This window comes from Echinicola rosea (assembly GCF_005281475.1).
In the GTDB taxonomy this organism is placed as follows: Bacteria; Bacteroidota; Bacteroidia; order Cytophagales; family Cyclobacteriaceae; genus Echinicola; species Echinicola rosea.
The window spans coordinates 5296891-5318589 of the sequence record NZ_CP040106.1; the positions used below are offsets into that span (position 1 = coordinate 5296891).

Genomic DNA, 21699 nt, shown 5'->3' on the forward strand with positions numbered 1-21699 from the left:
TTAGTAGTTTTTTGCAGTTAAGTAATGTAGTTTGGCTAAGGCAATGTGAAACTGGATTTCTGCCGTAGCTTTCATCTTTTCATATTTGAGCAGCTGCTGTTGCATACGCAGCACTTCTTCAAATTCCTTTCCTGAATTACCATAAGCGGTAAAAAGCAGGTTGAGTGCTTGATCGGTTTCCTGAATTTGCTGACCGTATAAGGCAAGTAATTCTTGTTGCTGTTGCATCTCAAACCAGGCCATATCATAGCCGGAAGTGAGTGTATTGGCATAGTCTTCCTTTTGGAGTGCATAGCTCTTTTGTATGAGTTTCGCCTCTTTCACCGCTGCTTTGTATTTACCTCTGAAAAGGGGAATGCTTACAGATACCATCGGCATTAGGGCATTTTTGCCATTGTCGTGTGGAGCAGCCATGCCAGAAGCCAGATCGGTACGCTCTCCGATCATTACATAATCCAGTCCTAACCCGAATTTTGGAAGCCCTTGCTTATGTGCTACCTCTTCACTTGCCTCACTGGATGCAATTTTTAAATCCAGTTCTTCCAGTACAGGGTTGTTCAGCAACAAAGAGTCCTTCCTGAAGGTTGTTGGTAAAGGTTGAATTATAAGGGAATCCCGGACAGTAATCAATGCATCTTCCTTTCTGTTAAGCAGTTTATTAAACCTTGTCACCAGCGGTTTTTCCTTATCTTCCAGAATACTCAGATTGGTCACGGCATCTTTCAACATGATATCCACTCTTAGCACATCGACCATAGTACCCGTACCATTTTCAAATTTCTTGTTGGCAATGGTCTTATAGGATTCCAGAATTTCTATATTCTCACGTTCAATCTCTTTCCATTGATTGAGTTCATAAAGCGGATAATAGGCTGCCTCCACCTGATAATACAATAGGTTCCTGGCATCCAGAAAAGACTGGTATTTAGCTTCAGCCATCAAAGCTGCAGCATTACCCTGTGCTTTCAATGTACCAAACCAGGGAAACATCTGTGTTAAAGAAAACCTGGCCCTTTGAGGTCCCACCCTGGTTTCCACAGGCGATATGAAATAGCCAAAAGAGAAACTAGGATCAGACAAGGTATTTACCTGCTCCACTTTCTGGATGGCTGCTTCAAAAGCCGCGTATTTTGCCTGTAGACCAGGATTATTCTTGGCCGCTATTTCAAAATAATCCTCAGGAGCCTGTGCAAAGCCTATTCCGCTCCCGAGAAATAGAAGGATGAGGACATTTATAATTACTTTCATGATCGTGTCTTTTTTATTTTCCTTTCTTCTCTCATGCTGTAAAGCACTGGAACAATGAAAATGCTCACCAGGGCAAACGCCATTCCTCCAAATGAAGGGATGGCCATTGGAATCATAATATCTGAACCACGTCCCGTAGAAGTGAGTACGGGCAGCAGGGCTATCATGGTAGTCGAAACAGTCATCAGGGCCGGACGTATTCTTCTCAAGCCAGCTTCCACAACAGCTTCTCTGACTTGGTTCAAATTTTCAGGACGGTTTCTTTCAAAGCTCTGGTCCAAATAGGTGGCAATAAGTACCCCATCGTCCGTAGCGATGCCAAAAAGAGCTATAAAGCCCACCCAAACGGCCACACTCAAGTTGATGGTGTGCATCTGAAAGAGGTCTCGCATATTAGTGCCGAACAGGGAAAAGTTGACAAACCAGTCTTGTCCATATAACCAAAGCATAATAAATCCGCCACTAAAAGCCATCGCAATACCGGAAAATACCATTAGGGAAGTAGAAACCGATTTAAACTGGAAATAGAGTATGAGAAAGACAATCCCCAGAACCAATGGCACAATGATGGAAAGCCTTTTTTCTGCCCTTACCTGATTTTCATAGCTTCCGGAAAACTTATAGCTGATTCCTGAGGGAACAATTAAGTCCCCTTCATCTATACTCGCCTGAATAGCCGCCTGTGCGTCATTGACTACCCCAACTTCAGAATACCCATCTCTTTTATCAAACAGTACATAACCTACCAAAAAGGTCTCTTCACTCTTGATCGCCTGTGGTCCGCGTACATATTCAAAGTCCACTACTTGACTGATCGGTATTTGCGCCCCAGTTGGTGTAGGCAACAGGATTTTACCCAGTGATTCGGGATCGTCCCGAAGCTCCCTGGGATAGCGGACTCTGACTGGAAAGCGCTCACGCCCTTCTACCGTAGAAGTAATTTTCATCCCCCCTATGGCCGTTTCAACGGTCTGTTGTACGTCTTCAACATTCAATCCATAGCGTGAAATCTCATCCCGGTTAATATTTAAATGAAGATAAGGCTTACCCACAATCCGGTCTGCAAATGCAGCTTCTGCCTTTACAGAAGGAACATTTTTGAGTATTTCTTCCAACCGAAGCCCAAAATCCTCAATGGTTTTAAGATCGGGACCGTATACTTTGATCCCCATTGGAGCACGCATGCCTGTTTGAAGCATGACCAGTCTGGTTTCAATGGGTTGTAGTTTAGGCGCAGAAGTAACTCCCGGTATTTTGGTAACCTTCACAATTTCATTCCAAATGTCATCCGGGGATTTTATCTGAGGCCTCCAGTTTCGGAAATAATTCCCATTATCATCAGGTATAAGTTCCTCCACGGTAATCCCCCGGTCTATAGCCTCATCATTAGTAAGACTATCGCCGCTATCAAGGATAAAACGGTCTTCCTTATCCACTTTAAACCTTACCCGGTGCCCTTTTGCATTGAGCATATACTCCGGTTTATAATTGATGATATTTTCATACATTGAAATAGGTGCAGGATCCAGGGCAGACTCTACACGTCCAAGTTTTCCCACCGTGAGGTCCACCTCAGGAATATTAGTCAGCAACATATCCAGCTGTCCTACGACCTTGCGGTTAAATTCTACACCGGAATGCGGCATGGAGGTTGGCATTAGCAGAAAACTTCCTTCATCAAGGGAAGGCATAAACTCCTTTCCTACACCAGGGAAGCTATGCGTTAAGCCTGACCAGATTTTGGTGGTCTTAATATCCCAGCCTAAAGCATCAAACCCTTTTGCGGCAAAACCAAAAACCGCATTAAAACCCAACCATACATTGGCCCCTACCAGTATCAGGAAGGAAGGTATTAATAGAAATTTGACTTTATTGTCCAAACACCATTTCAGAATTACTTTATAGTAATATTCCAAAACAGAAAAGGAGCCTAAAATAAGCCCTAGCAGAAGGCCCACAAAAATTACATTAAGCAACAGACTTTTACCTGCTCCAAGTGGCAGCCAATATCTGGCCAGTAACCAGGTTATTCCCAGCACAGCAATGATAAGATCCGCTTTTCGGACAATTTTCACATACCATTTTCCAGAATCCTTGTGCGTTTCATGGTACTTGTTTTTTAGGATACCGGACAGGCCATAAAGGGCCAGTACAATGCCTCCCCAATAGTGGCCAAGTATAATGGCTAGAACCCCGATCAGCATTAATCCTATATTTACACCTCTTGCTAGGGCCTTGTTCTTTATCCTGGCCCCAAAAAACCAATGTGCGAGTGTTGGCAATATGATCAATGAAACGATCAAGGCAGCAATCAGGGCAAATGTTTTGGTAAAGGCCAAAGGACCGAATAATTTCCCCTCCGCTGCCTGCATGGTAAATACCGGAATAAAACTCACTATCGTGGTAGATACCGCCGTAAGTATTGCAGTAGCGACTTCAGTAGAGCCATTATAAATGGTCTCCTTGAGTTGTTGGCCAGGAGGGGCCTCATCCATGTGTTTAATGATGTTTTCAGAAAGTATAATTCCCAGATCCACCATAGTACCAATAGCAATGGCAATCCCTGATAATGCTACAATATTGGCATCTACCCCAAAATACCGCATGGCAATAAATACCATCAACACGGCAATAGGCAGAATGCTTGAAATAAGCAATGATGCCCGCAGGTTGTAAACCATCACGATAACTACAAGAATGGAGATAAGAATTTCCAATGACAGGGCTTCTTCCAAAGTTCCCAATGTTTCATAGATGAGTTCTGAACGGTCGTAAAAGGGTACGATGGTTAGCTGGCTCTCCCTTCCGTCTGCCAACGTTTTTTTCGGCAGTCCGGGAGCAATTTCCTTAATCTTATCCTTTACATTATTAATGACTTCCAATGGATTTGCACCGTAACGGGCTACCACAACGCCCCCCACTACTTCGGCACCATCTTTATCCAACAGCCCTCTTCGGGTGGCAGGTCCTAAAGTAGCTACACCGACATCCTTTATCCTTATGGGTACATTATCCTGCACCGCCACCACGGCTTTTTCCAGGTCTTCTACCTGCTTGATGTAACCTAGTCCTCTAACCAGGTACTCAGCCTGATTGATCTCAATGGTTTTGGCCCCTACATCCTTATTGGACCGCTGTACCGCCTGCATAACTTTATGCAAGGGTATTTCATAAGCCTTAAGGGCGTCAGGGTTGACATCTATTTGGTATTCCTGCACAAATCCGCCTATAGATGCCACTTCAGAGACTCCCTCAGTTGCATTCAGTCCGTACTTGACGTAGAAGTCCTGTACAGTACGGATTTCGTGTAAATCCCAGCCTCCGGTAGGATTTCCTTCTTTATCACGGCCCTCTATCGTGTACCAGTACACCTGTCCCAAGGCCGTAGCATCGGGCCCCAGAGCCGGTTGTACCCCCTCAGGCAACAGGCCTGAAGGAAGCGCATTGAGCTTTTCAAGAATACGTGAGCGGGACCAGTAGAACTCTACATCTTCATTGAAAATGATGAAAATACTGGAGAAACCAAATATAGATGAACTGCGTATGGATTTCACCCCTGGAATACCTAGCAGGTAAGTCGTCAGAGGATAAGAAATCTGGTCTTCAATATCCTGCGGAGACCGGCCTTGCCACTGGGTAAACACAATCTGCTGGTTCTCACCGATATCAGGAATGGCATCTACTGGTACCGGATCAGATGGCAAGGTCCCCATCTTCCAGCCAAACGGAGCGGTAACGATACCCCAAACTATAAATCCTGACAATACAAGCACGGTAACTAACTTGTTATCAAGGAAGTACCTAATGATTTTATTTAGCATAATTCGATTTTTTTAAGGAATAAACTCCCAAAAATTATTAACCCCTCAAATAGGGGATTTAGCATTAAGGTTATCCCTAATGCACCACAAAAACCAAATTATGCGATTTAAATTAGAAAGGATTGAAACATTACCTGCCGGTCTTGCTTCAACAAAGGAGGGGAATAATCGGTGTAAACGGTAGAGTGATCCTGATTAAAAGGATCAATACCTAAATAACTGTAAACAAAAGGGATAAAAAAATCAACATTGATCGAATTAAGGGACGTCTTGCTGAATATGGCTTCATCAGATTCGATAGTAGTGTAATGGTTATCACAGCACTTATCTTTAACAACCGTCCTCTCCGCAAATGAGTCATCAGTATTATCCAATTCTGAATGATTCATGCCGCAATCCAACTCCCCATTTCCAAGCATCAGGGCAGATTTAACCGCAATTCCACAACATAGATGGGTGGCCCAAGTAACCCCAATGTTACTCAAAAGCATCACAATCAGTAAGAATATGGAAACTGCTTTTTTCACCTAATTACCGTTAAGAAAATAGTTAGTTTAATTTCTTCCCACAATTATCCAAAATTTCGGGCTGATTACACTTATAGAATTTTGGTTTAATATTATAAGTTTTTGTACTAACATCAAAGAAGCCTGACCAATAAATGGGAAAAAATCACATAATTTCCTCTATTCGAGCCTCCCACGTACCACTTAATTCTCTGTCTGATTTATCCTTAATTAAAAGCCTGGCTTTTATTATTCCAGGATTTAAAGACCTGATTATTTCCCGGGTAGTATCAGAGGTAACTTGGAAGGTTTCGTCATTGACCTTTATTTGCCAAGTGCCTTCACTCTTGCACAGCTCACCGGTTAAAACTACCTCAGCCCTGCGAGCAGAAAATCCATTATTCTTTACTTCTTCCTGAATCTTTTGCAATGTCAGCTTATTATCCGGTGATAGCGTGAGGTAGGCTTTCCCATCATTGAGGCTTACTTTTATGCTTCCCAGTCCACCCATTTTCTTGAGCCCACGTTCCAGGCCATAGGCGCAAGGGGCACAATCCATTCCAAATACCTCCTGATCTACTTTGACCAGCTGTGCCATTGCACTGCCAAAGCTGAAAATGCTTATTACTAATATAATTCCTATCTTTTTCATATTTCTTTTTATTAAATGTTACAACCAATAACTTATATTCATTGAAAGCCTATATCGCTCTTGAGGGCCTTGCACGATATCCTGATAGACCGGAAATAAAGCCCCGAAGGATATTCCCCAGGCACCATAAAGACCAAGAAAGGAAGGCCCAAGCATTACTTTCTTTCCTCTTTGATCAATGGGAGAAATCTGGCCCGCATTCACGCTTGCACCCGGAAACTCAGCCAGCGATTCCACAAATACCCTCCAGTCGGGTTTTGGATAGTCTCCCATGAATATGTTGGGACGATAGCCAACCACCAGACTCGCATAAGGCAAATCGCCCAACTGGTCATTTGACTCTTCTAAGTAATATTGATAGCCGCCACCTACCCATGCGTACCAGGTACGGGAAGCATACCCGGTAGAGATAGCCCCATGCAGGGAGTTGCTTACATTGATACCTCCCCTTGTATCCTCAGTGGGTGTAGAAACACTTAATATGGCAGTAGATTCAAATCTTTTCCCCACGCCAAATGCATTGGAAAAAAAACGATACCAGACCGAAGCTTCAATATCCCCATTGGCGGGCATGTTGCTGTTTCCTCTAGTTCTGGGTGCTTCTGAAAGCCGGTTGATCATTGTCGGGGTAGTGATGTTTAACTGTAGGTCTTCTGTAACGCCATAAGACCAAATATACCTGAGCATGAAAGACTGATCATCTTTAGTGGCCAGACTCATGGCAGCAGCATTAAAATCTACTCCTCCCTTGGCTAAGGTTGGCGTTTGTAGTCCGAAGAGTGGCCCATGTCCTTGAGCGTAGGTTTTTGAAAGTGCCATCATGGCAACTATTATAATTATTATCGTTTGTTTCATCTTTACTTTTTAAATTGCTAAAAATTGTTGAAGTGGAAGCAGCAAGTAAGCAGAGAATAAGCCAACTACGTAAAGCCCAAAAGATATCCAAAGGATAACCTTACTCCACCGGGCGGCTGTATTGCAGGCCGTTTCATTTCCGTATTCATCTATTTCACAAGCCTGATCTTGCTTACGTCCATAGAACAACCAGAAATTGAACCCTATTAGTAATCCTGCACCCAAAAATGTCCAATGTTTATACTTACTTAACCATATCAGTGCGGGAAAATCTGATACCAACCCGGCCACAACCGCCCCCATACCCACAGCTACCAGCAATGATGGCAAGGCACAGCACAACAAGGTAGATACCGAAGTAAACAAGGACGCTATGCTGACGAAATCGTCTTTTAGCTTTATCAATTTTTGCATGATTAACTCTTAAAGTTCTTTGCTACTAAGTTTATTTCTTATCTGTTTTCTTTTTGACCTTAAACCCCCTGTCTTCAATAAGGGCAATAATGTCCTTTTCAGAAATTACCCTACTGTCATACCTGATTACTGATGAACTTTTATCAAAGAGGGTTTCACTGCTAAGAATACCTTTCTGTTCTTTGAGCATATTATCAATGCCATTGGCACATCCTGCCTGGCAACTCATGCCTTCTACTTTCAATTCAAGCTTGGTAGTGTTTTTTTCCATTTGTTCCATTTTCGGTGCTTTTTCTTTTTCTTGGGACTGTGCCCTTGCTCCATTAGCAATGAGTAAGGCTCCTAAACAAAACGTAAATACTAAAACTGTTTTCTTGATCATTTTTCTCATGATTTAACTCCTTTTTAAATTCATTCTCAAAAGTAGATTTATGAGGGGGGTGGTCTCCTAGGCCTTTTTGAAATATTTTTTTGATCTGAGTCTCTGGACCAAAGAAGTAGAACACTAGCCAGAGTGATAATATTTTTCATAACATATTGGCCTTCCATTGTCAGTATAAAAGGAAACTTGGCAAACATTAAATCAGGAAAAATAAAAAAGGTGAGCATTGTACCCAGCATGTGCAGAAATAGTAAGATCAATACAGGTTTTAAAAAATTTCCTATAATCAATAATATACCAAGGAGACTTTCAAAAACTGCCAGCACAATGGTACATGCAGGTGGAGAAATTACATGGAATGTAAGAGAACAAATGGTGCCAGCAGCCAGACTTTCTGCAGGACTTACCCCGGGGAAAAATTTAACTACGCCAAACCAGAAGAATATTGCTCCAATACTGATTCTGAGAATAGTATTGGTTCTATTCCTCAGGTATACAGGTATTGTATCTGATAGTAATTTCACTTTTCAGCTTTAAACATTCGAATGGCAAACAGCATCATCAAACCCTGCAATGCTGCGAATATCAAAAATGCGTTTTCCAAACCAATCGATAAGACTTCTCCAAATATGAGGCTCTCAACTCCAAAACCTGTAAACAGGGCAAAGACATTTAGTCCCATTGCTTGCCCTCCATATTTCTTGCCCCCTAACTCCGTTACAATTCCGGCAAAGAGAGGTTGGGTTAAGTCATATCCTAATGAAATCACTGTAACAGCAATGGCTGCCAATATTACTGATATATTGGTAGCCAATAGAGCAGTGGCCAAAGCCGCAATGCCTAGCCCAGGTATAATAAGCCGAAACCGGCCCCACCTATCTGCGGCCCTTCCGATACTGGAACCAAAAAGAAATCCCGGAACCCCATAGCCCAGAATAGCCAAACCAATACCTATTTCTCCTAAGATATATTTTACAGAGAAATAGTATCCAAGCCAGGTATAGATGCCTGAATGGAATATTCCATTCCAAAAAACAGAACTGTAAGTTTTTGCCCCTCTTGACATTGAAAGCAAATGGAAGAATTTTGAAAAAACCTGCCGTACATTTGGTTTATTTAATTCAGGTTTTTGGGATTTAAAATCAATTTGGAATGAGATAAACCATAATATTATGGCTCCTAAGATTGCAATCCCTAAGAAAAGCATCCGCCATCCGATAAAGGGCTCCAGCACAACTCCTGCGGTAGAACCTAGCGCCATACCCCCTTCCATAGCTGCAAATAGCAAACCTAGAGGTTTACCTCTCTCATGGGGCTCATATAAATCCCCAACCAGCGCCAGCGCCATGGGGATAACTCCGCTTGCACCAAGGCCAGTAAAAAGTCTGAGCATAATCAATTGTGAAGATGTTTGGGCCAAAGCAGTAAGTGCTGTCAACAGTATAAATGCCAGTAGTGAAAACCGAATTATCCGCATCCTTCCAAAACGATCAGAAAGAACCCCATAAAAAAGAATGGAAATACCATAGGTAATCATATAAGCAGGAATGACCAGCCCTATGTATTGCTCCGTTACCCCAAATACTTCTGACAGCTTGGGGATCAAAGGGGCTATCATATAGGCCTGAAAAAATATCAAAGAAGCAGCTAATGCCAGCAACCAGAATGCTTTTGATCTGTAAATTTGTTTCATTAAATCTTTTTAGTCTAAAGACTGTCTAAAGATATAAAAGGTCAATTCTGCCTCGCATAATTGACCTTTTATAAAATAATCTAAATTATTATGCCGCCATTTTAGCGCAACTTTCTGCGCAAGCTTTGCATTTCTCTGCACACTGCTTGCACACCTCACTGTCAAACTTGCTGCACTCTTCTGCACAGGCTTTACAGAGATCGGCACAAATGGCGCAAACCCTGTTTACATAATCCGACTGAGATGCCAGCATTTGGACACAAGCAGTACAAAGGGCAATGCAATCCAGACAAAGCTGATGGCATTTTTTCATATCGGGTTCACCCATATGCTGGTCCAGACAGATGCGCGCAGCGGTGATACAGGCATTACACTCGTCAATACATTGTTGAATTTCGTTGTTCAATGGTTTCATAACTTTGTTGGTTTAAAAGCTTTCCCTGCAGGCACGGCTACAGAGAAAATTTTATGAATAAGCCGTGCCTTATTGTTTTATCCCTGGCCGATACCCGCTTTGATCAGTTCTTCTTTGGTTATACCCTGATCCTGGCAACAGTCCAGCAATTTGCCATTGACTGCTATGGCCGGCACTTTTTTAATCTGGTATTCTTTCAGTTTGCTCAGACAGGTTTTGTCTTCACATTGCTTTACCAGATCATAGACTGTTATTTCACATTGATCACAGGCTAAGTCTTTTACCATACTGACCACCGGATCACAAACTGGGCAATTAGACGTAAATATTTCTACTTGTCTTTTCATAAATTCCTCCTTTTGAATTGTTCTGTAAAATGATTTGAGATTCTTTCCGGATAAGAACAATTCAAAGGTAAGCTAAGGGAGGGGGTGGTCGGCAAGAGTAAGAAGCCAGAAAATTTGATTTATTTTTCCGGAGATAGGTAAAGTGCTGGTGAAAAATGGAAGTTTTACCAGATCATACTGAAGGTAAATCCGGCACTTGCAATATAGAGCAACGGCTTATGAGTCGATATTTGCATTGCCTATTCGTTTCTTTAGCTCGGCTATTTCCTTCATTTTTTGAGTAAGGCTATCCAGTTCCAGGATAGGAAACTGCTGGCGGATAAATTCGATTCGTTCTTCATTCCCGCAATTACCCGGGCAGGCTTCAACGGTTTCTGAAATCTTAATGGCAAGAGCTTTCCGGTAAGCTTCATCCAATAATAAATAATGGGCTTTGTCCAACCCTTTTTGTGCTGCTTTGAACTGTAGCAAAATTTTTTCCGGATCTTTTCCTTCATCCAACATTTTTATCAAGCCATCCACCTGGCCTTTGATGCTTTGTAAGCGTGTCTTTATATCTTTTGTTAGGTCTTTGGGTATCATAATTTTTCACATTTTATTAAAGCTACGTTTCTGCACGGGGTGGTGAACAACGAATTGTTTATGTTTTTGAATTCAATTAAACCATAGACCCGATATCCGAACCCATAGAGGGATTGGAATAGACCATGTTCCTTATGTCAGCTACTTTGAGTTTTCCTCGAATAGCCATCGCAAAAAGATTGATCATTTCTTCCGCATGCGGGCCGATGATATGAGCGCCTAAAATGTGGCCATCTTTATGCGAAATCACTTTGTAGGCATAAGTGGATTCATTAATCCGTTTGGCATTATACCAGTTGGAGGCAGAAGCACTTTTTACCTGGTATTCTACATCTAACTCCTTTGCCTGCTTTTCTGTCATACCTACTGCTGCTAAAGTGGGTAGGGTGAATACTGCACTAGGCATTTCTGTATAGTCAGGCACTTTAGAATTTCCTCTGATAATGTTAGCCGCCACAGCATGTCCTTCCATTACGGCTACAGGCGTGAGGTTTAGCCCATTACTATTAGCTGCATCACCTGCTGCATATACTGTAGGGTTACTCTCACTTTGCAGATATTCATTTACCTCAATGCCTTTTTTGTTGTAAGCAATACTGGCTTTTTCCAGATTCATTCCATCCAACTCTGGTACTCGGCCTGCCGCATTTACTAAAAGGTCAGTGTGATGTGTTTGCTCACCATTTGAAGATTTTGTGAAGACTATAAACTGATCACCATCTTTTTCAATACCAATTACCTCAGTTTCAACATGTAAGAGAATACCTAAATCTTTGGTGGCCTTAACAAGATGTTTTACGATATGCTCATCAAAATTTTCCAGTGGACGCGCACCACGATGGAAGATAGTAATCTTACTGCCCGCTCGAGCAGCAAGGTGGGCAAACTCCATCGCAATATAACCACCTCCAACAAAAGTGATATGTTCAGGAAGCTTTTCCAAGTTTAGAAAATCGGTACTGTCGATGGGCAAATCTCCACCGGTAATATCAAGAGTCACTGGTCTGGCACCTGTGGCAATCACGATTTTACCACCTTCCAGTAGATCATTCCCAATACGGACAGTGTTTTCAGATTCGAAGCTGGCTACTCCGTGGTACTTCTTCACACCTGCTTTTTCATATCCTTTCTCAACGCCTTTGGGCATTTTAGAAACAAAATCGTTTTTGTAAGCCATTAAGTCTTCCCAATTAATCGAAATATCCCCTGAGATGCCTATTCCGCTCATTTTATCAGCTCTACCAATGATTTCGGCCGCTCCCACCAGAATTTTCTTAGGATCACAACCACGAAGGGCACAAGTTCCACCATAAGGTCGTGAGTCGGTGATAGCTGTTTTTAATCCTTTCTTAGCACATTTATTGGCGATGGTCATTCCAGCCATACCGGATCCGATGACGATGATATCATATTTTTTCATGAGCAGCAACTATTTTTTCCACCTTCCTGAATCGGAGGACAGGCGACTGTCCCATAAGAGCAATACACACAGCAATCACCATCTTTGGGCTTGATTACTTCTTGGCAATTTTCACACTCGTAGAAGTACTGGCATGCATCCTTAGGCATGGTCTCTTCTTTTTGATGCCCACAGTTTGGACATGTAATAGTTGATTGTAAAATGATTTCTTTCTCCATTTCAATATTAAATAAGGTCAATTTGTAACTTTCTGAAACTACAAAAAGTGAACTGTTGAATTGTCTCAAAGGGAGTTTTATGATTAACCGATTTGCATTTTAATTTCTCAAAAAACCTCTGAAGAAGAGCTGTCATAGTTGATTCTGAGTATTGTTTGATTTTAATCCCACTGCACTTCTGTGGGCCTTCTTCTGAAAAGGTGCCCAGCATGAGTATTCCTTCTGACTTTATACTTCTTTGGGCATTTTCTAAATAGGTTTCAATTTCTTGTTCTTCAGTTAGAAAATGGAAGGCCGCACGATCATGCCAGAAGTCATATTGTTCTGTTGCTACAAAAGTTTCCGCATCTGCCACTAGCCATTTCACTTTATTGGCACGATTACCAAGTCTTTGCCTTGCTCGCTTAAGTGCTGATTCAGAAATATCGAGAACAGTAATGTTCAGATACCCCAAGTCAATCAGATGATCTACCAGTAAACTGTCCCCTCCACCAACATCTATGATTTTAGTATGTTTAGGTATATTAAACTGCTTTAAGAAACTCAAAGAGGTTTTAGGGGTTGGTTGATACCAGCTTACTTCTTCTAATCGTTTTGATTGATAAATGTTCTCCCAATGTTTTTGCCTGTCAAAACTTCCCATTATTCCTGAATTTTGTTTTCTACTACTTTGTATCCGGTCTTATTGATCGCTTCTACGATTTTGTCTTTTCGTACTTGGCTTGGATCATACTTTACTATGGTATTACCCTTTTCGTATGATGCTTTCACCTCTTCAACTCCATCAAGTTCGCCTACTGCATGGGTTATATGGGATTCACAACCCGAACAGGTCATTCCTTTTACAGATAGTTCTATGGTATTAAAAGTAGTAGATTGAAACAGTGCGTTTTCAGAATTCCAGTCACTTACTTTGGATTCAGTGACCGTATATCCCGTGCTGTTAATTGCCTCAATAATTTTGTTTACATCAACTAATGATGCATTGTATTTTACTTGTGCATTAGCGTTTTTATGCGACGCAGTCGTTTCTAAAACTCCATTCAGACCTGATACTGCATGTTTAACGTGCTCTTCACAGCCTGTGCAGGTCATGCCCTTGAGCTTAAAGTCAGCTAATTTGATTTGGGTCTGATCCTGATCAGCTACAACTCCTGAACTGGTGCTGTTGGGATAGAATATATGTGAATAGGAAGGGAATGCGAGCGTAAGAGTAGCAAACACTGTAACTATTCCCAAAAACTTTTTTGACTGCCAGAACGATGGTTTTTGGTCATCCTCACAGGCACAAGCAATTTCTTCAGCTGTTCTGGATCTGAGTTTTTGATACCAGGCGAAAGCTAACACCCCAATTGTCAGCATAATTAAGTACGGCCTGAAAGGCTCCATCCAGGATAAGGTGGAGGCAATGCCACTAATTCCGGCAAGAAACGAAATTACTGGCGTGATGCAACATAGCGAAGCTACAATAGCAGCCAGCAATCCGGCACTTGCGCTCTTGGTAGAAAAATCTGCCTGTTTGGAATGTTGGTTACTGGTATTCATGACACTGTAGATTTTTGATCTGTCGATACGAGGCTGTCTAAAATTGGAGCAATTACTTTCAGGTTTTCCATTTTAAGTGAATAGAATATGGTTTGTCCTACTTTTTCACTCACCACTAGTCCGCCCTCACGCAGCTTTTTCAAATGCTGAGAAATTGCAGGTACAGTCATATCTAAAATGTCACTCATGTCACAGGGACATAGCTTGGATTCCTTGTGGAGTAGAAAAAGGATTTTAAGCCGGATTTCATTGCCCGACAGGCTCAATGCCTTAGCTACCATAGTTATTGATGGCGCTACTCTGGTAATTTCTACTTTGCAATGTTTGATCTGCTCAACGTCTGCGAAAACCCGGATACATGATTTATTCATAACTGTTCTTATTTAAGCAACTACTTAAATAACGAAGATGGATATTAAAAGTTTAAACTCATAGATGATTTCCATCTGTTTCGTTAGAAAGTTCCATCTACATACTATACATAGCCCAAAGAAATCACAAACAACTACTTTATACTACAATTTTTTTTTTAAGCAATACTAATTACATATCAATAACCAGTACTGTCCCATTAAAATCTAAAACAGTTCTTTGAAACGTCTGAAATAGAGTTAGTTGCAGGGGTTTCTAAAGCGAACGGACTTGAAACTATAGCTTTGTATCAGTTTAACCTGATGGTATATGTTTCAAGATAAATACGTTTTCGCCCAATTGATCTCATTTCTTAATCGGAGTAAGTTCATTCGTATCGTCGCCAGGTATAATGGCGACAAATATGTGAAGCATTTCAACTGTTGGAATCAACTACTGTGCATGATGTTCGGCCAGCTCTCCAATCGTGAAAGTCTAAGAGATTTGATCGCCGCTCTTGATGCACATCATTCCAAATGCTATCATTTAGGGGTGGGGAAGAACGTCTCCAAATCGTCTTTGGCAAGAGCCAATCAGGACAGGGACTATCCTTTTATACTTACTTGAAAAAGGAAAAATCTCAAGGAAAGAGGCTGCTCTCTTATTGGTAGTTAAAAAACACAAAAACCTACGAAATTCTCACTGAAATGGTGAGGCAAAACCTTATCAAAAAACAGGGAAAAGGAAGAGCCACTTATTATGCTCTTAGATGACTACCCTAACTTTGATCATCCTTTCTGATTTCATATATCCGCCAAAAGCCTTAAATCCTCCACTAAGTGGTTCGAGTTTTCTCTTACCAGCTCCACAACCCAAAAACGAGGCGAAAATTCACCTCGTTTTTTATTTATATTACATAAACCAACAAACAAACATCATTTTCACTTATATAATAAGCTGTTAATTCGAAAGAAGAATTGTCAAAAACCAATTCCATCAAAAATCAGAATACTGACAACAACCTTCAAAAATCATATGATTTAACAAATGGTTCGATCAATCCCATTGGCTTAGCCCATAGGATTCGAACCAAATTTTAAACAGATATACACCCAAATACCATTAATTATTCCGAATAAATGGAATAAACTTATTTTAAAAGTTAAAGCTAAGGCAGCCAACAATGGCTTCCTTGAATAACCAAAAGCCCAGAATAACTTATCTTTTTTGACTTTGGCTTATGCTTTCATATCAAACAATTCACAAATACCAAAGGTAAGCCGTTCAGCCTTAGCCCTGAAGCTATATAACCACTTCCTAATTATAGTAGGGGTCAACTTCAATAGGAATAGGATTTCTCAAACTGATTGTAAATCATACTAAGATCTCCCACTTGCTGCTAATTAATATCAAAATACATCATTGCTTTACTCGCTTCTTTCCAACATCACTTTAAGGACTTTCACATCAATAAAGCAATCGCAACCCAGGCCCAGCTCATCATATGCCAACTTGATTGTCCTTTCATCTCCCTTCGTGGCTCCTTCCAGTGCACTTTCAAGTGATCTCATAATCTCCCCGATACCATGGGTATAGGTTATGGGATTGTCAGTCGTTCGCTCCTCCAATACCTCACCTGAACACTTTCGCATCATAAAGCTGACGGTCACTTCACAATTTTTTCCAATACAAACTGGTTTATCACCAGTACAGCTCTGCGCAATTCTCTCTTCAGCAGATGAATCGGGGCAACAACATGATTGTTCTTTTGGTAAATTCAAGCTGGGATGGGCCGGCCGGAGATCACAGCCAAACATCTTCTCGCTCACATGGAGCTTGCCCAAGGCAAACTCATAAAAAACTTCCTCTGTGGGGTATACCCAGTACTTTTCATCCACTTGCACATGACAGCAGGATACTTTCTTCCCTTCACCACTCTGTTTTACCACTGGCCAGGAAAAGAAACTGGCAATACAGGGAATCTTCCCAAAGACTTTCTTGCTCTCCATATCTTCTTTTCTAATGTCAATGCCAATATGGTCCAAGTAGGGAAAACTCCCTCGCTGTTGACCGGATTTTTCCTCTTCCGAAACCGGGATACTGGAAAAAATAATGTTCAGTCCCTCAGGGAAACAATACTTGATGTATCCAACGGCAGCGTTCCTTGCCTGTCCACCATGTGTTGCTATTAATTCATGGGGCAATGAATCCACTGCTTCGACTTTGATGTGTAGGTGTATGCTTTCCGCCAGGTACAATTGCTCCTGAAAGGCAAAATCGCCCCTTGCCATATCACCCAAAAGTAGGACCACCCGTCGGGGCAACAATCCCGCTCGATCCATAAAATCCAAGATTGGCGTAATATTTTTCGGATTGATGTTCATAGGTTTTAGTATTTGGTCGTCGTGTTAGGAAACATGATAATTTGTAACCGGAATTTTTCCCATCGCCACATTCACGTGAGCTTTTCCATTTTTATAGCTCACCGTGCCAAAGCCTGTGGCAGTGGATAGAAAACAGGTGAAATCCCCAATTTTGGAAGAAATATAAAGGGTCTTTTCCACGGCATCATAGCGCAGCCCGGTAAGCCCTTGGAGCATCCCATAGCTTGACAGTGCCCTGGCATACCAGCTACCACATTCATATTCATTGAAAGGATTACGGATCCGGCCATCATAGCGATCCCTGCATGCACGGACGATTTCCAGCCCTTCGTCCACCCGTCCGGTGAGCATTAGGTGGGAAGCCACTTGGTATTCTATTCCTGTCCACACCTCATTGCTGTAGACAAAGGGCAGTGAAAGCTTCCCTCCCTTTGGCCAAGAACACAACAGCAACCCTCCTTCATCACCTAACGCATATCCTGGCCTCTGGGGGTTTACATGGTCGCTGAGCTCTGCCTTAAAGTTATAACGGTGAACCGAAGCAAGATGGCTGGCCACCTGCTCATCGTTCACGGGGTGGGAAAGCCCGCACATCTGGGCTATCCACGCCCCCAAAATCCCGTCAGAAAGGCAGCCCTTGCCATATTGGTATTTTGGGCCTTCCCTTTCCAGTAAAGCCAGTGCCTCCTTGGAGTATTGGGTATGAAAGGACAAGGCTTCTACAGGATTGGGCGCCTTCAGGCCGGTCCATTGGATCTTCTGGATATAATATTCACCGTCAAAAAGCTCTTTTTCCATAAAACCCTTTCCCTTTTGGTATAGATTTCGGTAACCGGACACATCTTTTCCCAGATATTCTCCCATGCCCGTCATCGCCAAAAGTGCGCCAAGGTAAAAACTGGTACACATCCCATCAGGTCCCCAGAATTCGATATCATAGGTATTGTGATGGGGTTCTTCCACGATCCCTTTCCTACCGGGATCCCAAGTGGAAATACAAAAATCCATGCTCTGCTTCACCAGTGGATACATTCGCTTTAGCCATGCTTGGTCCCCGCTGATCCGCCACTCTCTATAGACTTTCATGATTCCTCCCAACTGCCCATCAGCCGCTGAATGGAAATCATGCTTTAAAGGTGAAATCGGCAAATTCGCCCTGAAGGCCTGGTGGCCTTTTTCACTTTGGTTTTCGCATAATTCGGTATGGCGCAGGCTTCTCTCCAGTGCCGGAAACAGGTGGGGCACGGCTTGGGCATAGTTCCACACATGGGTGCATGAACCATGGCAGCATCCCCAGTCATCACTGCAGCCCTCCCAGTTCCACATCCTTCCGTCTCGCTGCCTCATGACGGTCGGGGATTTCAAAATGGTAAGATTGGCGGCCACCGCCTCCATTACCTCAGCAGGAAGTGTACTTGCGTAAAAAGCAGATGAGAACGTTTCGCTTTTGTCTTTTAGTGACTGATAATTGGAATTCCAAAAACCGGCCACTTCATCTATGGTGGCAAATTTCGAGGCATACCACGGCTTGTACTTTTTCGGGGTATCCTCATCGGCCGGTAAGCTTGCGTCTATGTCCGAGGCCTGGTCACAACAGCCTGATCCGGGCGCACATCCCTCCTCTGGCATCGGTTCTCCAAAGTGAAGGTCTGATTCGGGCACGTACCAAGCCATAAGTATCTTGATGGTACGGGACTCACCCGGGCTTAATTGGACAGGAATATAAAGCGACGCCCCAGGGGCTCCTTCCTCCACCGGATCATTGGATTTTACTTTCCCTTCTTTTATCGTTTCCCACACTATGGTGAGCGGATCAAACCATCCTCCCCTGAACCAGCAATGGTCCACCGTAGCTTCTTCTGTGGCGAAAACAGCAAAATCACCTTGGAAAAAAGGCTTGTCCTCTATTGCTTCCTGATGTAGGACAAAACCATTTTCCATGGGCTTTACGGTTCCTTTCTGATCCGGCATCCGCATAAAATTGGCTGAATGGAACGAAAAGACCCCTTCAACAGTACTTTTACCTTTATTGGTCAACTCGTACTCCACTCCTCCTACCGGCAAGCTGGAACTGTCCTCGTCAGTGGGGACAAATGGGCTCCAGCCGACTACTTTTGCCCCAATGGGCAGGTCATCATCGGAAAGGGAAATATGGCCAAAGGGAAAGTGTGCCCTAAAGTCTGCTTGTCCACATCTCGGCAGCCCAAAATTGGCTCCATGGGAACCATTGCCAGAACCTCTCCCACCAAATTTCTTCCAATCCGGAACAGGACCTTCGAGGACTTTGGCTCCCTTTTCCACACCTTTCACAGCGATAGCCGCAAACATATTGGGCTGGCGGAACATCTCTGGCCTGGCCCTTACCGACATGTGTGAAAAGGCACCTGTTCCTTCCAAGCAAAACATCCCTGCCCCAATTCCTCCGATGGGGAAGGCAAGCCTGCTGAGGTGCGCCCCGCTGTACGTTCCGTTATATTCATAGTTGGTCAGCGGGGCACCCTTCTTGATTTTAAGCTTGCTCTTTGAAGAGGTGTTCCTTTCCTTGGCCAAGGCTCCTCCCTGCTCAAAAAAGGAAACAGGAATTGCAGAAGCTCCTGCTCCCAATCCCAGTTTTTTTAGGAATGATCTGCGGTTGGTGGTTGGATTATTTTTGGGCATGTCAGTGTCGGGGTGTTTTTATGGTTGAAATGTTTATTTCACGTTTAGAAATTTACCGTATTTCCCAATGAATACCTGATATCTGATTCAAATTCATCGGAGGTTTCGATATCTGCCAATACCTTCACGATAAATTTGTAGGTGTTTTCTGGATCATAAGGATAGGCAAACGACACGGGATCATTGTCCAGTACCTGTGTTCCGGCATTTTGTCCATTGATGGAAATACTAATATGTACCATTACAGGCTGGACCACGTCAGCGGGATAACTGCTGGGCAGGTCCCACGCCAATGTAACTTCCTGTTCCTCCAAAGTATACTCCAGGTTACTTACAGGATCCACCGGCTCTCCAGGCTTGGACATCAGGATATCATCATCCTGACAACCAAGACAAAAAATCCCCATCATTAATAAATATATCAGTTTTGTTTTCATGGCGTTTTTCGATTTGTTAATTAATTGAAATTAGTAACCGGGATTTTGTTGGTACACTCCCTGGGCCCAATTGATCTGGTTTTGGGGAATGGGCAGGTACTCGTCCCTTCCTGTTGTAAAAAAGGCCACATCCAGCCACGACCTTCTTTCCCTTTCCTTTTCGAAGTGGGCATTCATCACTTCTGCAGCAATACCCCATCGTACCAGATCAAAGAACCTCCGACCTTCCATGGCCATTTCCAAACGGTTTTCCCATATCAATGCCTCCCAAGCATTCTCCTTGGTCCAATTGATATTGACCCCATCCACATAGGGTTCCACACGGTATTCCACCGGGTAGCTGCCATCCGGATAGGCCAGTCTGGTGGCGCTGTTGGACGCACGTTCACGAATTCGGTTGATAATGGGAAGCGCTTCGTCCTGCCTGTCCAGCTGAATCAGAATTTCCGCCTTCCACAGTAGCACTTCTGCAAATCGCACTTCAATTTGGTTCTTGGAATTGAACATCCAGAACTCATCCCATTTGCCCGGACTGTCCGTGGTGACATTTTCCTTCATGGAATGGAAATATCCATAAATACCTGGATCCCTGGATCCTGCACTGTCGTATCGTACACTTTGGTATTTCCATGGGAAACCTGGGATCCCAACCGTGTGGCCCAGCCTGGGATCCCAGGTATTGCCGTCAAAATATGCATCATAATCTGTCAGCTCGGCCTCATCATAGGTATCGAATAGCGGCAAGCCGTCAGCTCCTACACGGAAAGCATTGACCATATTATAGGTGGCCTTATGGAAATCACAGCAACTAAAGTAGGGATTCCACCAAGGGGCCGTAAGACCATTTCCTTCATTTAGGTTGCCTCTGGGTGTACCATCATCCCGGGTAAACTGCAGCTCCCACAAGGATTCGGGAGAGGCATTATCGTATTCCAGGATAAAATTATTGGCAAAATCCTCTGCCAGGTCATATCCTCCCTCGTCTATGATCATATCGATCAGTGAAAGGGCCTCGGTGAGTTTTTCACGATCGATATTGGTCACTTGATGGTTATTGTCCTGCGGATAGCCCATCCACATCAGCGTTTTCGCCTGATAGGCCAAGGCCGCAAACTTATTGGCCCTTCCCACCTCTTCTTGGTTGGCGGGGAGGTTTTGCGCAGCAAAGGCAAAATCGTCAAAGATTTTTTGCCATAAAGGCAAATCATTCGGCATATCTTCAGGACGGTTGGGGATGGTGACGATATCATCAGAAGTCGCCGTCTCATCGATATAGGGAATCCACTTAAACCTGCGCTTCAGCTTAAAATAGATCCATCCGCGCAAAAAGCGCATTTCGGCCAGCCTGGCTTGTTTCAAAGGATAATCTGCATCCTCTATCCGTAAGATGGCGTTGATCGCTGTATTGGTACGGGAGATGCCTTGGTAGCCCCTGTACCACACCCCGTCATTGTTCCCCACGCTGGCATTGACCAATGAAAAAACCTCCATTTGGTACCAAGGGGTCTGGTCACTTAGTCCCCCTCCGCCTTTATAAGCATCATCGGACCTCAAACTGGCGATCCAAGGATTCTGTGTATCAAAAGCATGGGTCCTTGGCATAAATGCATAGGCTGCTGTCACCAGTCCGTCCACATGCTCTGCTGAAGTCAACTGGTCTTCTGTAATGATTCCCTTTGGGGTTACATCCAGGATATCCTGGCACCCTGCCAAGGATAAGCTCAAGACACCCACCACTATATATTTTATCGTTGTTTTCATATCTGTTTAT

General features: G+C 43.1%; 22 protein-coding genes. 1 reads left to right on the forward strand and 21 read right to left on the reverse strand.

Annotation, left to right across the window (positions count from 1 at the left end; translation table 11 throughout):
* The 17 genes from FDP09_RS20715 to FDP09_RS20795 form a co-directional block, all read right to left on the reverse strand.
* Window positions 1–1248, reverse strand: coding sequence for a TolC family protein (locus FDP09_RS20715; RefSeq protein ID WP_015267870.1), 1248 nt, complete (start codon window positions 1246–1248; stop codon window positions 1–3).
* A complete protein-coding gene (locus tag FDP09_RS20720) occupies window positions 1245–5069 on the reverse strand; it encodes an efflux RND transporter permease subunit (protein WP_137404437.1) in 3825 nt (1274 codons plus the stop codon). The genes FDP09_RS20715 and FDP09_RS20720 overlap by 4 nt, the downstream gene beginning before the upstream one ends.
* A 107-nt stretch (window positions 5070–5176) precedes the next feature.
* On the reverse strand, window positions 5177–5596 hold the full coding sequence (locus FDP09_RS20725; protein ID WP_015267872.1) for an HYC_CC_PP family protein: 420 nt from the start codon (window positions 5594–5596) through the stop codon (window positions 5177–5179).
* Window positions 5597–5741: 145 nt separating this feature from the next.
* Window positions 5742–6227 (reverse strand): heavy-metal-associated domain-containing protein, encoded by a 486-nt coding sequence (locus FDP09_RS20730; RefSeq protein WP_015267873.1) that lies wholly within the window; start codon window positions 6225–6227, stop codon window positions 5742–5744.
* A gap of 18 nt (window positions 6228–6245) precedes the next feature.
* Window positions 6246–7082 carry a hypothetical protein gene (locus tag FDP09_RS20735; RefSeq protein ID WP_229683330.1) on the reverse strand — a complete coding sequence of 279 codons (837 nt, stop codon included), beginning with the start codon at window positions 7080–7082 and terminating at the stop codon, window positions 6246–6248.
* A 9-nt stretch (window positions 7083–7091) separates the two neighbouring features.
* Window positions 7092–7496, reverse strand: a complete 405-nt coding sequence (locus FDP09_RS20740; RefSeq protein ID WP_015267875.1) for a hypothetical protein — start codon at window positions 7494–7496, stop codon at window positions 7092–7094.
* Window positions 7497–7527: 31 nt separating this feature from the next.
* Window positions 7528–7878 carry a heavy-metal-associated domain-containing protein gene (locus tag FDP09_RS20745; RefSeq protein WP_015267876.1) on the reverse strand — a complete coding sequence of 117 codons (351 nt, stop codon included), beginning with the start codon at window positions 7876–7878 and terminating at the stop codon, window positions 7528–7530.
* Window positions 7879–7925: 47 nt separating this feature from the next.
* The gene (locus tag FDP09_RS24375) at window positions 7926–8402 is read right to left on the reverse strand and encodes a DoxX family protein (protein WP_083891991.1); all 477 of its coding nucleotides are present in this window, start codon (window positions 8400–8402) and stop codon (window positions 7926–7928) included.
* On the reverse strand, window positions 8399–9571 hold the full coding sequence (locus FDP09_RS20755) for an MFS transporter (RefSeq protein ID WP_137404438.1): 1173 nt from the start codon (window positions 9569–9571) through the stop codon (window positions 8399–8401). The genes FDP09_RS24375 and FDP09_RS20755 overlap by 4 nt, the downstream gene beginning before the upstream one ends.
* Window positions 9572–9659: 88 nt before the next feature.
* A complete protein-coding gene (locus FDP09_RS20760) occupies window positions 9660–9986 on the reverse strand; it encodes a four-helix bundle copper-binding protein (protein ID WP_015267879.1) in 327 nt (108 codons plus the stop codon).
* Window positions 9987–10063: 77 nt separating this feature from the next.
* Window positions 10064–10333, reverse strand: a complete 270-nt coding sequence (locus FDP09_RS20765; protein WP_015267880.1) for a thioredoxin family protein — start codon at window positions 10331–10333, stop codon at window positions 10064–10066.
* 216 nt (window positions 10334–10549) lie between these two features.
* The gene (locus FDP09_RS20770; RefSeq protein WP_015267881.1) at window positions 10550–10915 is read right to left on the reverse strand and encodes a metal-sensitive transcriptional regulator; all 366 of its coding nucleotides are present in this window, start codon (window positions 10913–10915) and stop codon (window positions 10550–10552) included.
* 76 nt (window positions 10916–10991) lie between these two features.
* Window positions 10992–12335, reverse strand: coding sequence for a dihydrolipoyl dehydrogenase family protein (locus FDP09_RS20775; protein WP_137404439.1), 1344 nt, complete (start codon window positions 12333–12335; stop codon window positions 10992–10994).
* Window positions 12332–12553 carry a GDCCVxC domain-containing (seleno)protein gene (locus tag FDP09_RS24070; RefSeq protein ID WP_083892019.1) on the reverse strand — a complete coding sequence of 74 codons (222 nt, stop codon included), beginning with the start codon at window positions 12551–12553 and terminating at the stop codon, window positions 12332–12334. The genes FDP09_RS20775 and FDP09_RS24070 overlap by 4 nt, the downstream gene beginning before the upstream one ends.
* A 7-nt stretch (window positions 12554–12560) precedes the next feature.
* On the reverse strand, window positions 12561–13196 hold the full coding sequence (locus FDP09_RS20785) for a class I SAM-dependent methyltransferase (RefSeq protein WP_137404440.1): 636 nt from the start codon (window positions 13194–13196) through the stop codon (window positions 12561–12563).
* On the reverse strand, window positions 13196–14098 hold the full coding sequence (merTP, locus tag FDP09_RS20790; RefSeq protein WP_137404441.1) for a mercuric transport protein MerTP: 903 nt from the start codon (window positions 14096–14098) through the stop codon (window positions 13196–13198). Before merTP ends, FDP09_RS20785 begins: the two co-directional genes overlap by 1 nt.
* Window positions 14095–14469, reverse strand: coding sequence for an ArsR/SmtB family transcription factor (locus FDP09_RS20795; RefSeq protein ID WP_015267885.1), 375 nt, complete (start codon window positions 14467–14469; stop codon window positions 14095–14097). The genes merTP and FDP09_RS20795 overlap by 4 nt, the downstream gene beginning before the upstream one ends.
* Window positions 14470–14779: 310 nt before the next feature.
* On the opposite strand from FDP09_RS20795, the gene FDP09_RS20800 reads away from it, so the two are divergent.
* Window positions 14780–15076 (forward strand): DUF4372 domain-containing protein, encoded by a 297-nt coding sequence (locus FDP09_RS20800; protein ID WP_041739003.1) that lies wholly within the window; start codon window positions 14780–14782, stop codon window positions 15074–15076.
* 800 nt (window positions 15077–15876) lie between these two features.
* On the opposite strand, the gene FDP09_RS20805 is transcribed toward FDP09_RS20800, so the two are convergent.
* From FDP09_RS20805 to FDP09_RS20820, 4 genes are read right to left on the reverse strand one after another with little or no spacing between them, the layout of a single operon-like run.
* A complete protein-coding gene (locus FDP09_RS20805; RefSeq protein ID WP_137404442.1) occupies window positions 15877–16833 on the reverse strand; it encodes a peptidylprolyl isomerase in 957 nt (318 codons plus the stop codon).
* Between the two features lie 24 nt (window positions 16834–16857).
* Entirely contained in the window at window positions 16858–19491 is a 2634-nt protein-coding gene (locus FDP09_RS20810) for a GH116 family glycosyl hydrolase (RefSeq protein WP_137404443.1), read from the reverse strand.
* A gap of 44 nt (window positions 19492–19535) precedes the next feature.
* Entirely contained in the window at window positions 19536–19928 is a 393-nt protein-coding gene (locus FDP09_RS20815) for a DUF4945 domain-containing protein (protein WP_137404444.1), read from the reverse strand.
* 30 nt (window positions 19929–19958) lie between these two features.
* Window positions 19959–21689 (reverse strand): RagB/SusD family nutrient uptake outer membrane protein, encoded by a 1731-nt coding sequence (locus FDP09_RS20820; protein ID WP_137404445.1) that lies wholly within the window; start codon window positions 21687–21689, stop codon window positions 19959–19961.
* Between the last annotated feature and the right edge of the window lie 10 nt (window positions 21690–21699).

Excerpts from the sequence above, each read along its gene's own strand:
- FDP09_RS20765 (WP_015267880.1), bottom strand. The coding sequence starts at position 10,333 with ATGAAAAGACAAGTAGAAATATTTACGTCTAATTGCCCAGTTTGTGAT.
- FDP09_RS20810 (WP_137404443.1), bottom strand. The coding sequence starts at position 19,491 with ATGCCCAAAAATAATCCAACCACCAACCGCAGATCATTCCTAAAAAAA.
- FDP09_RS20745 (WP_015267876.1), bottom strand. The coding sequence starts at position 7,878 with ATGATCAAGAAAACAGTTTTAGTATTTACGTTTTGTTTAGGAGCCTTA.
- FDP09_RS20715 (WP_015267870.1), bottom strand. The coding sequence starts at position 1,248 with ATGAAAGTAATTATAAATGTCCTCATCCTTCTATTTCTCGGGAGCGGA.
- FDP09_RS20735 (WP_229683330.1), bottom strand. The coding sequence starts at position 7,082 with ATGAAACAAACGATAATAATTATAATAGTTGCCATGATGGCACTTTCA.
- FDP09_RS20740 (WP_015267875.1), bottom strand. The coding sequence starts at position 7,496 with ATGCAAAAATTGATAAAGCTAAAAGACGATTTCGTCAGCATAGCGTCC.
- FDP09_RS20815 (WP_137404444.1), bottom strand. The coding sequence starts at position 19,928 with ATGAAAACAAAACTGATATATTTATTAATGATGGGGATTTTTTGTCTT.
- FDP09_RS20785 (WP_137404440.1), bottom strand. The coding sequence starts at position 13,196 with ATGGGAAGTTTTGACAGGCAAAAACATTGGGAGAACATTTATCAATCA.
- FDP09_RS24070 (WP_083892019.1), bottom strand. The coding sequence starts at position 12,553 with ATGGAGAAAGAAATCATTTTACAATCAACTATTACATGTCCAAACTGT.
- FDP09_RS20720 (WP_137404437.1), bottom strand. The coding sequence starts at position 5,069 with ATGCTAAATAAAATCATTAGGTACTTCCTTGATAACAAGTTAGTTACC.
- FDP09_RS20820 (WP_137404445.1), bottom strand. The coding sequence starts at position 21,689 with ATGAAAACAACGATAAAATATATAGTGGTGGGTGTCTTGAGCTTATCC.
- FDP09_RS20760 (WP_015267879.1), bottom strand. The coding sequence starts at position 9,986 with ATGAAACCATTGAACAACGAAATTCAACAATGTATTGACGAGTGTAAT.
- FDP09_RS20805 (WP_137404442.1), bottom strand. The coding sequence starts at position 16,833 with ATGAACATCAATCCGAAAAATATTACGCCAATCTTGGATTTTATGGAT.
- FDP09_RS20775 (WP_137404439.1), bottom strand. The coding sequence starts at position 12,335 with ATGAAAAAATATGATATCATCGTCATCGGATCCGGTATGGCTGGAATG.
- FDP09_RS20795 (WP_015267885.1), bottom strand. The coding sequence starts at position 14,469 with ATGAATAAATCATGTATCCGGGTTTTCGCAGACGTTGAGCAGATCAAA.
- FDP09_RS20800 (WP_041739003.1), top strand. The coding sequence starts at position 14,780 with ATGTTTCAAGATAAATACGTTTTCGCCCAATTGATCTCATTTCTTAAT.
- FDP09_RS20730 (WP_015267873.1), bottom strand. The coding sequence starts at position 6,227 with ATGAAAAAGATAGGAATTATATTAGTAATAAGCATTTTCAGCTTTGGC.
- FDP09_RS20770 (WP_015267881.1), bottom strand. The coding sequence starts at position 10,915 with ATGATACCCAAAGACCTAACAAAAGATATAAAGACACGCTTACAAAGC.
- FDP09_RS20755 (WP_137404438.1), bottom strand. The coding sequence starts at position 9,571 with ATGAAACAAATTTACAGATCAAAAGCATTCTGGTTGCTGGCATTAGCT.
- merTP (WP_137404441.1), bottom strand. The coding sequence starts at position 14,098 with ATGAATACCAGTAACCAACATTCCAAACAGGCAGATTTTTCTACCAAG.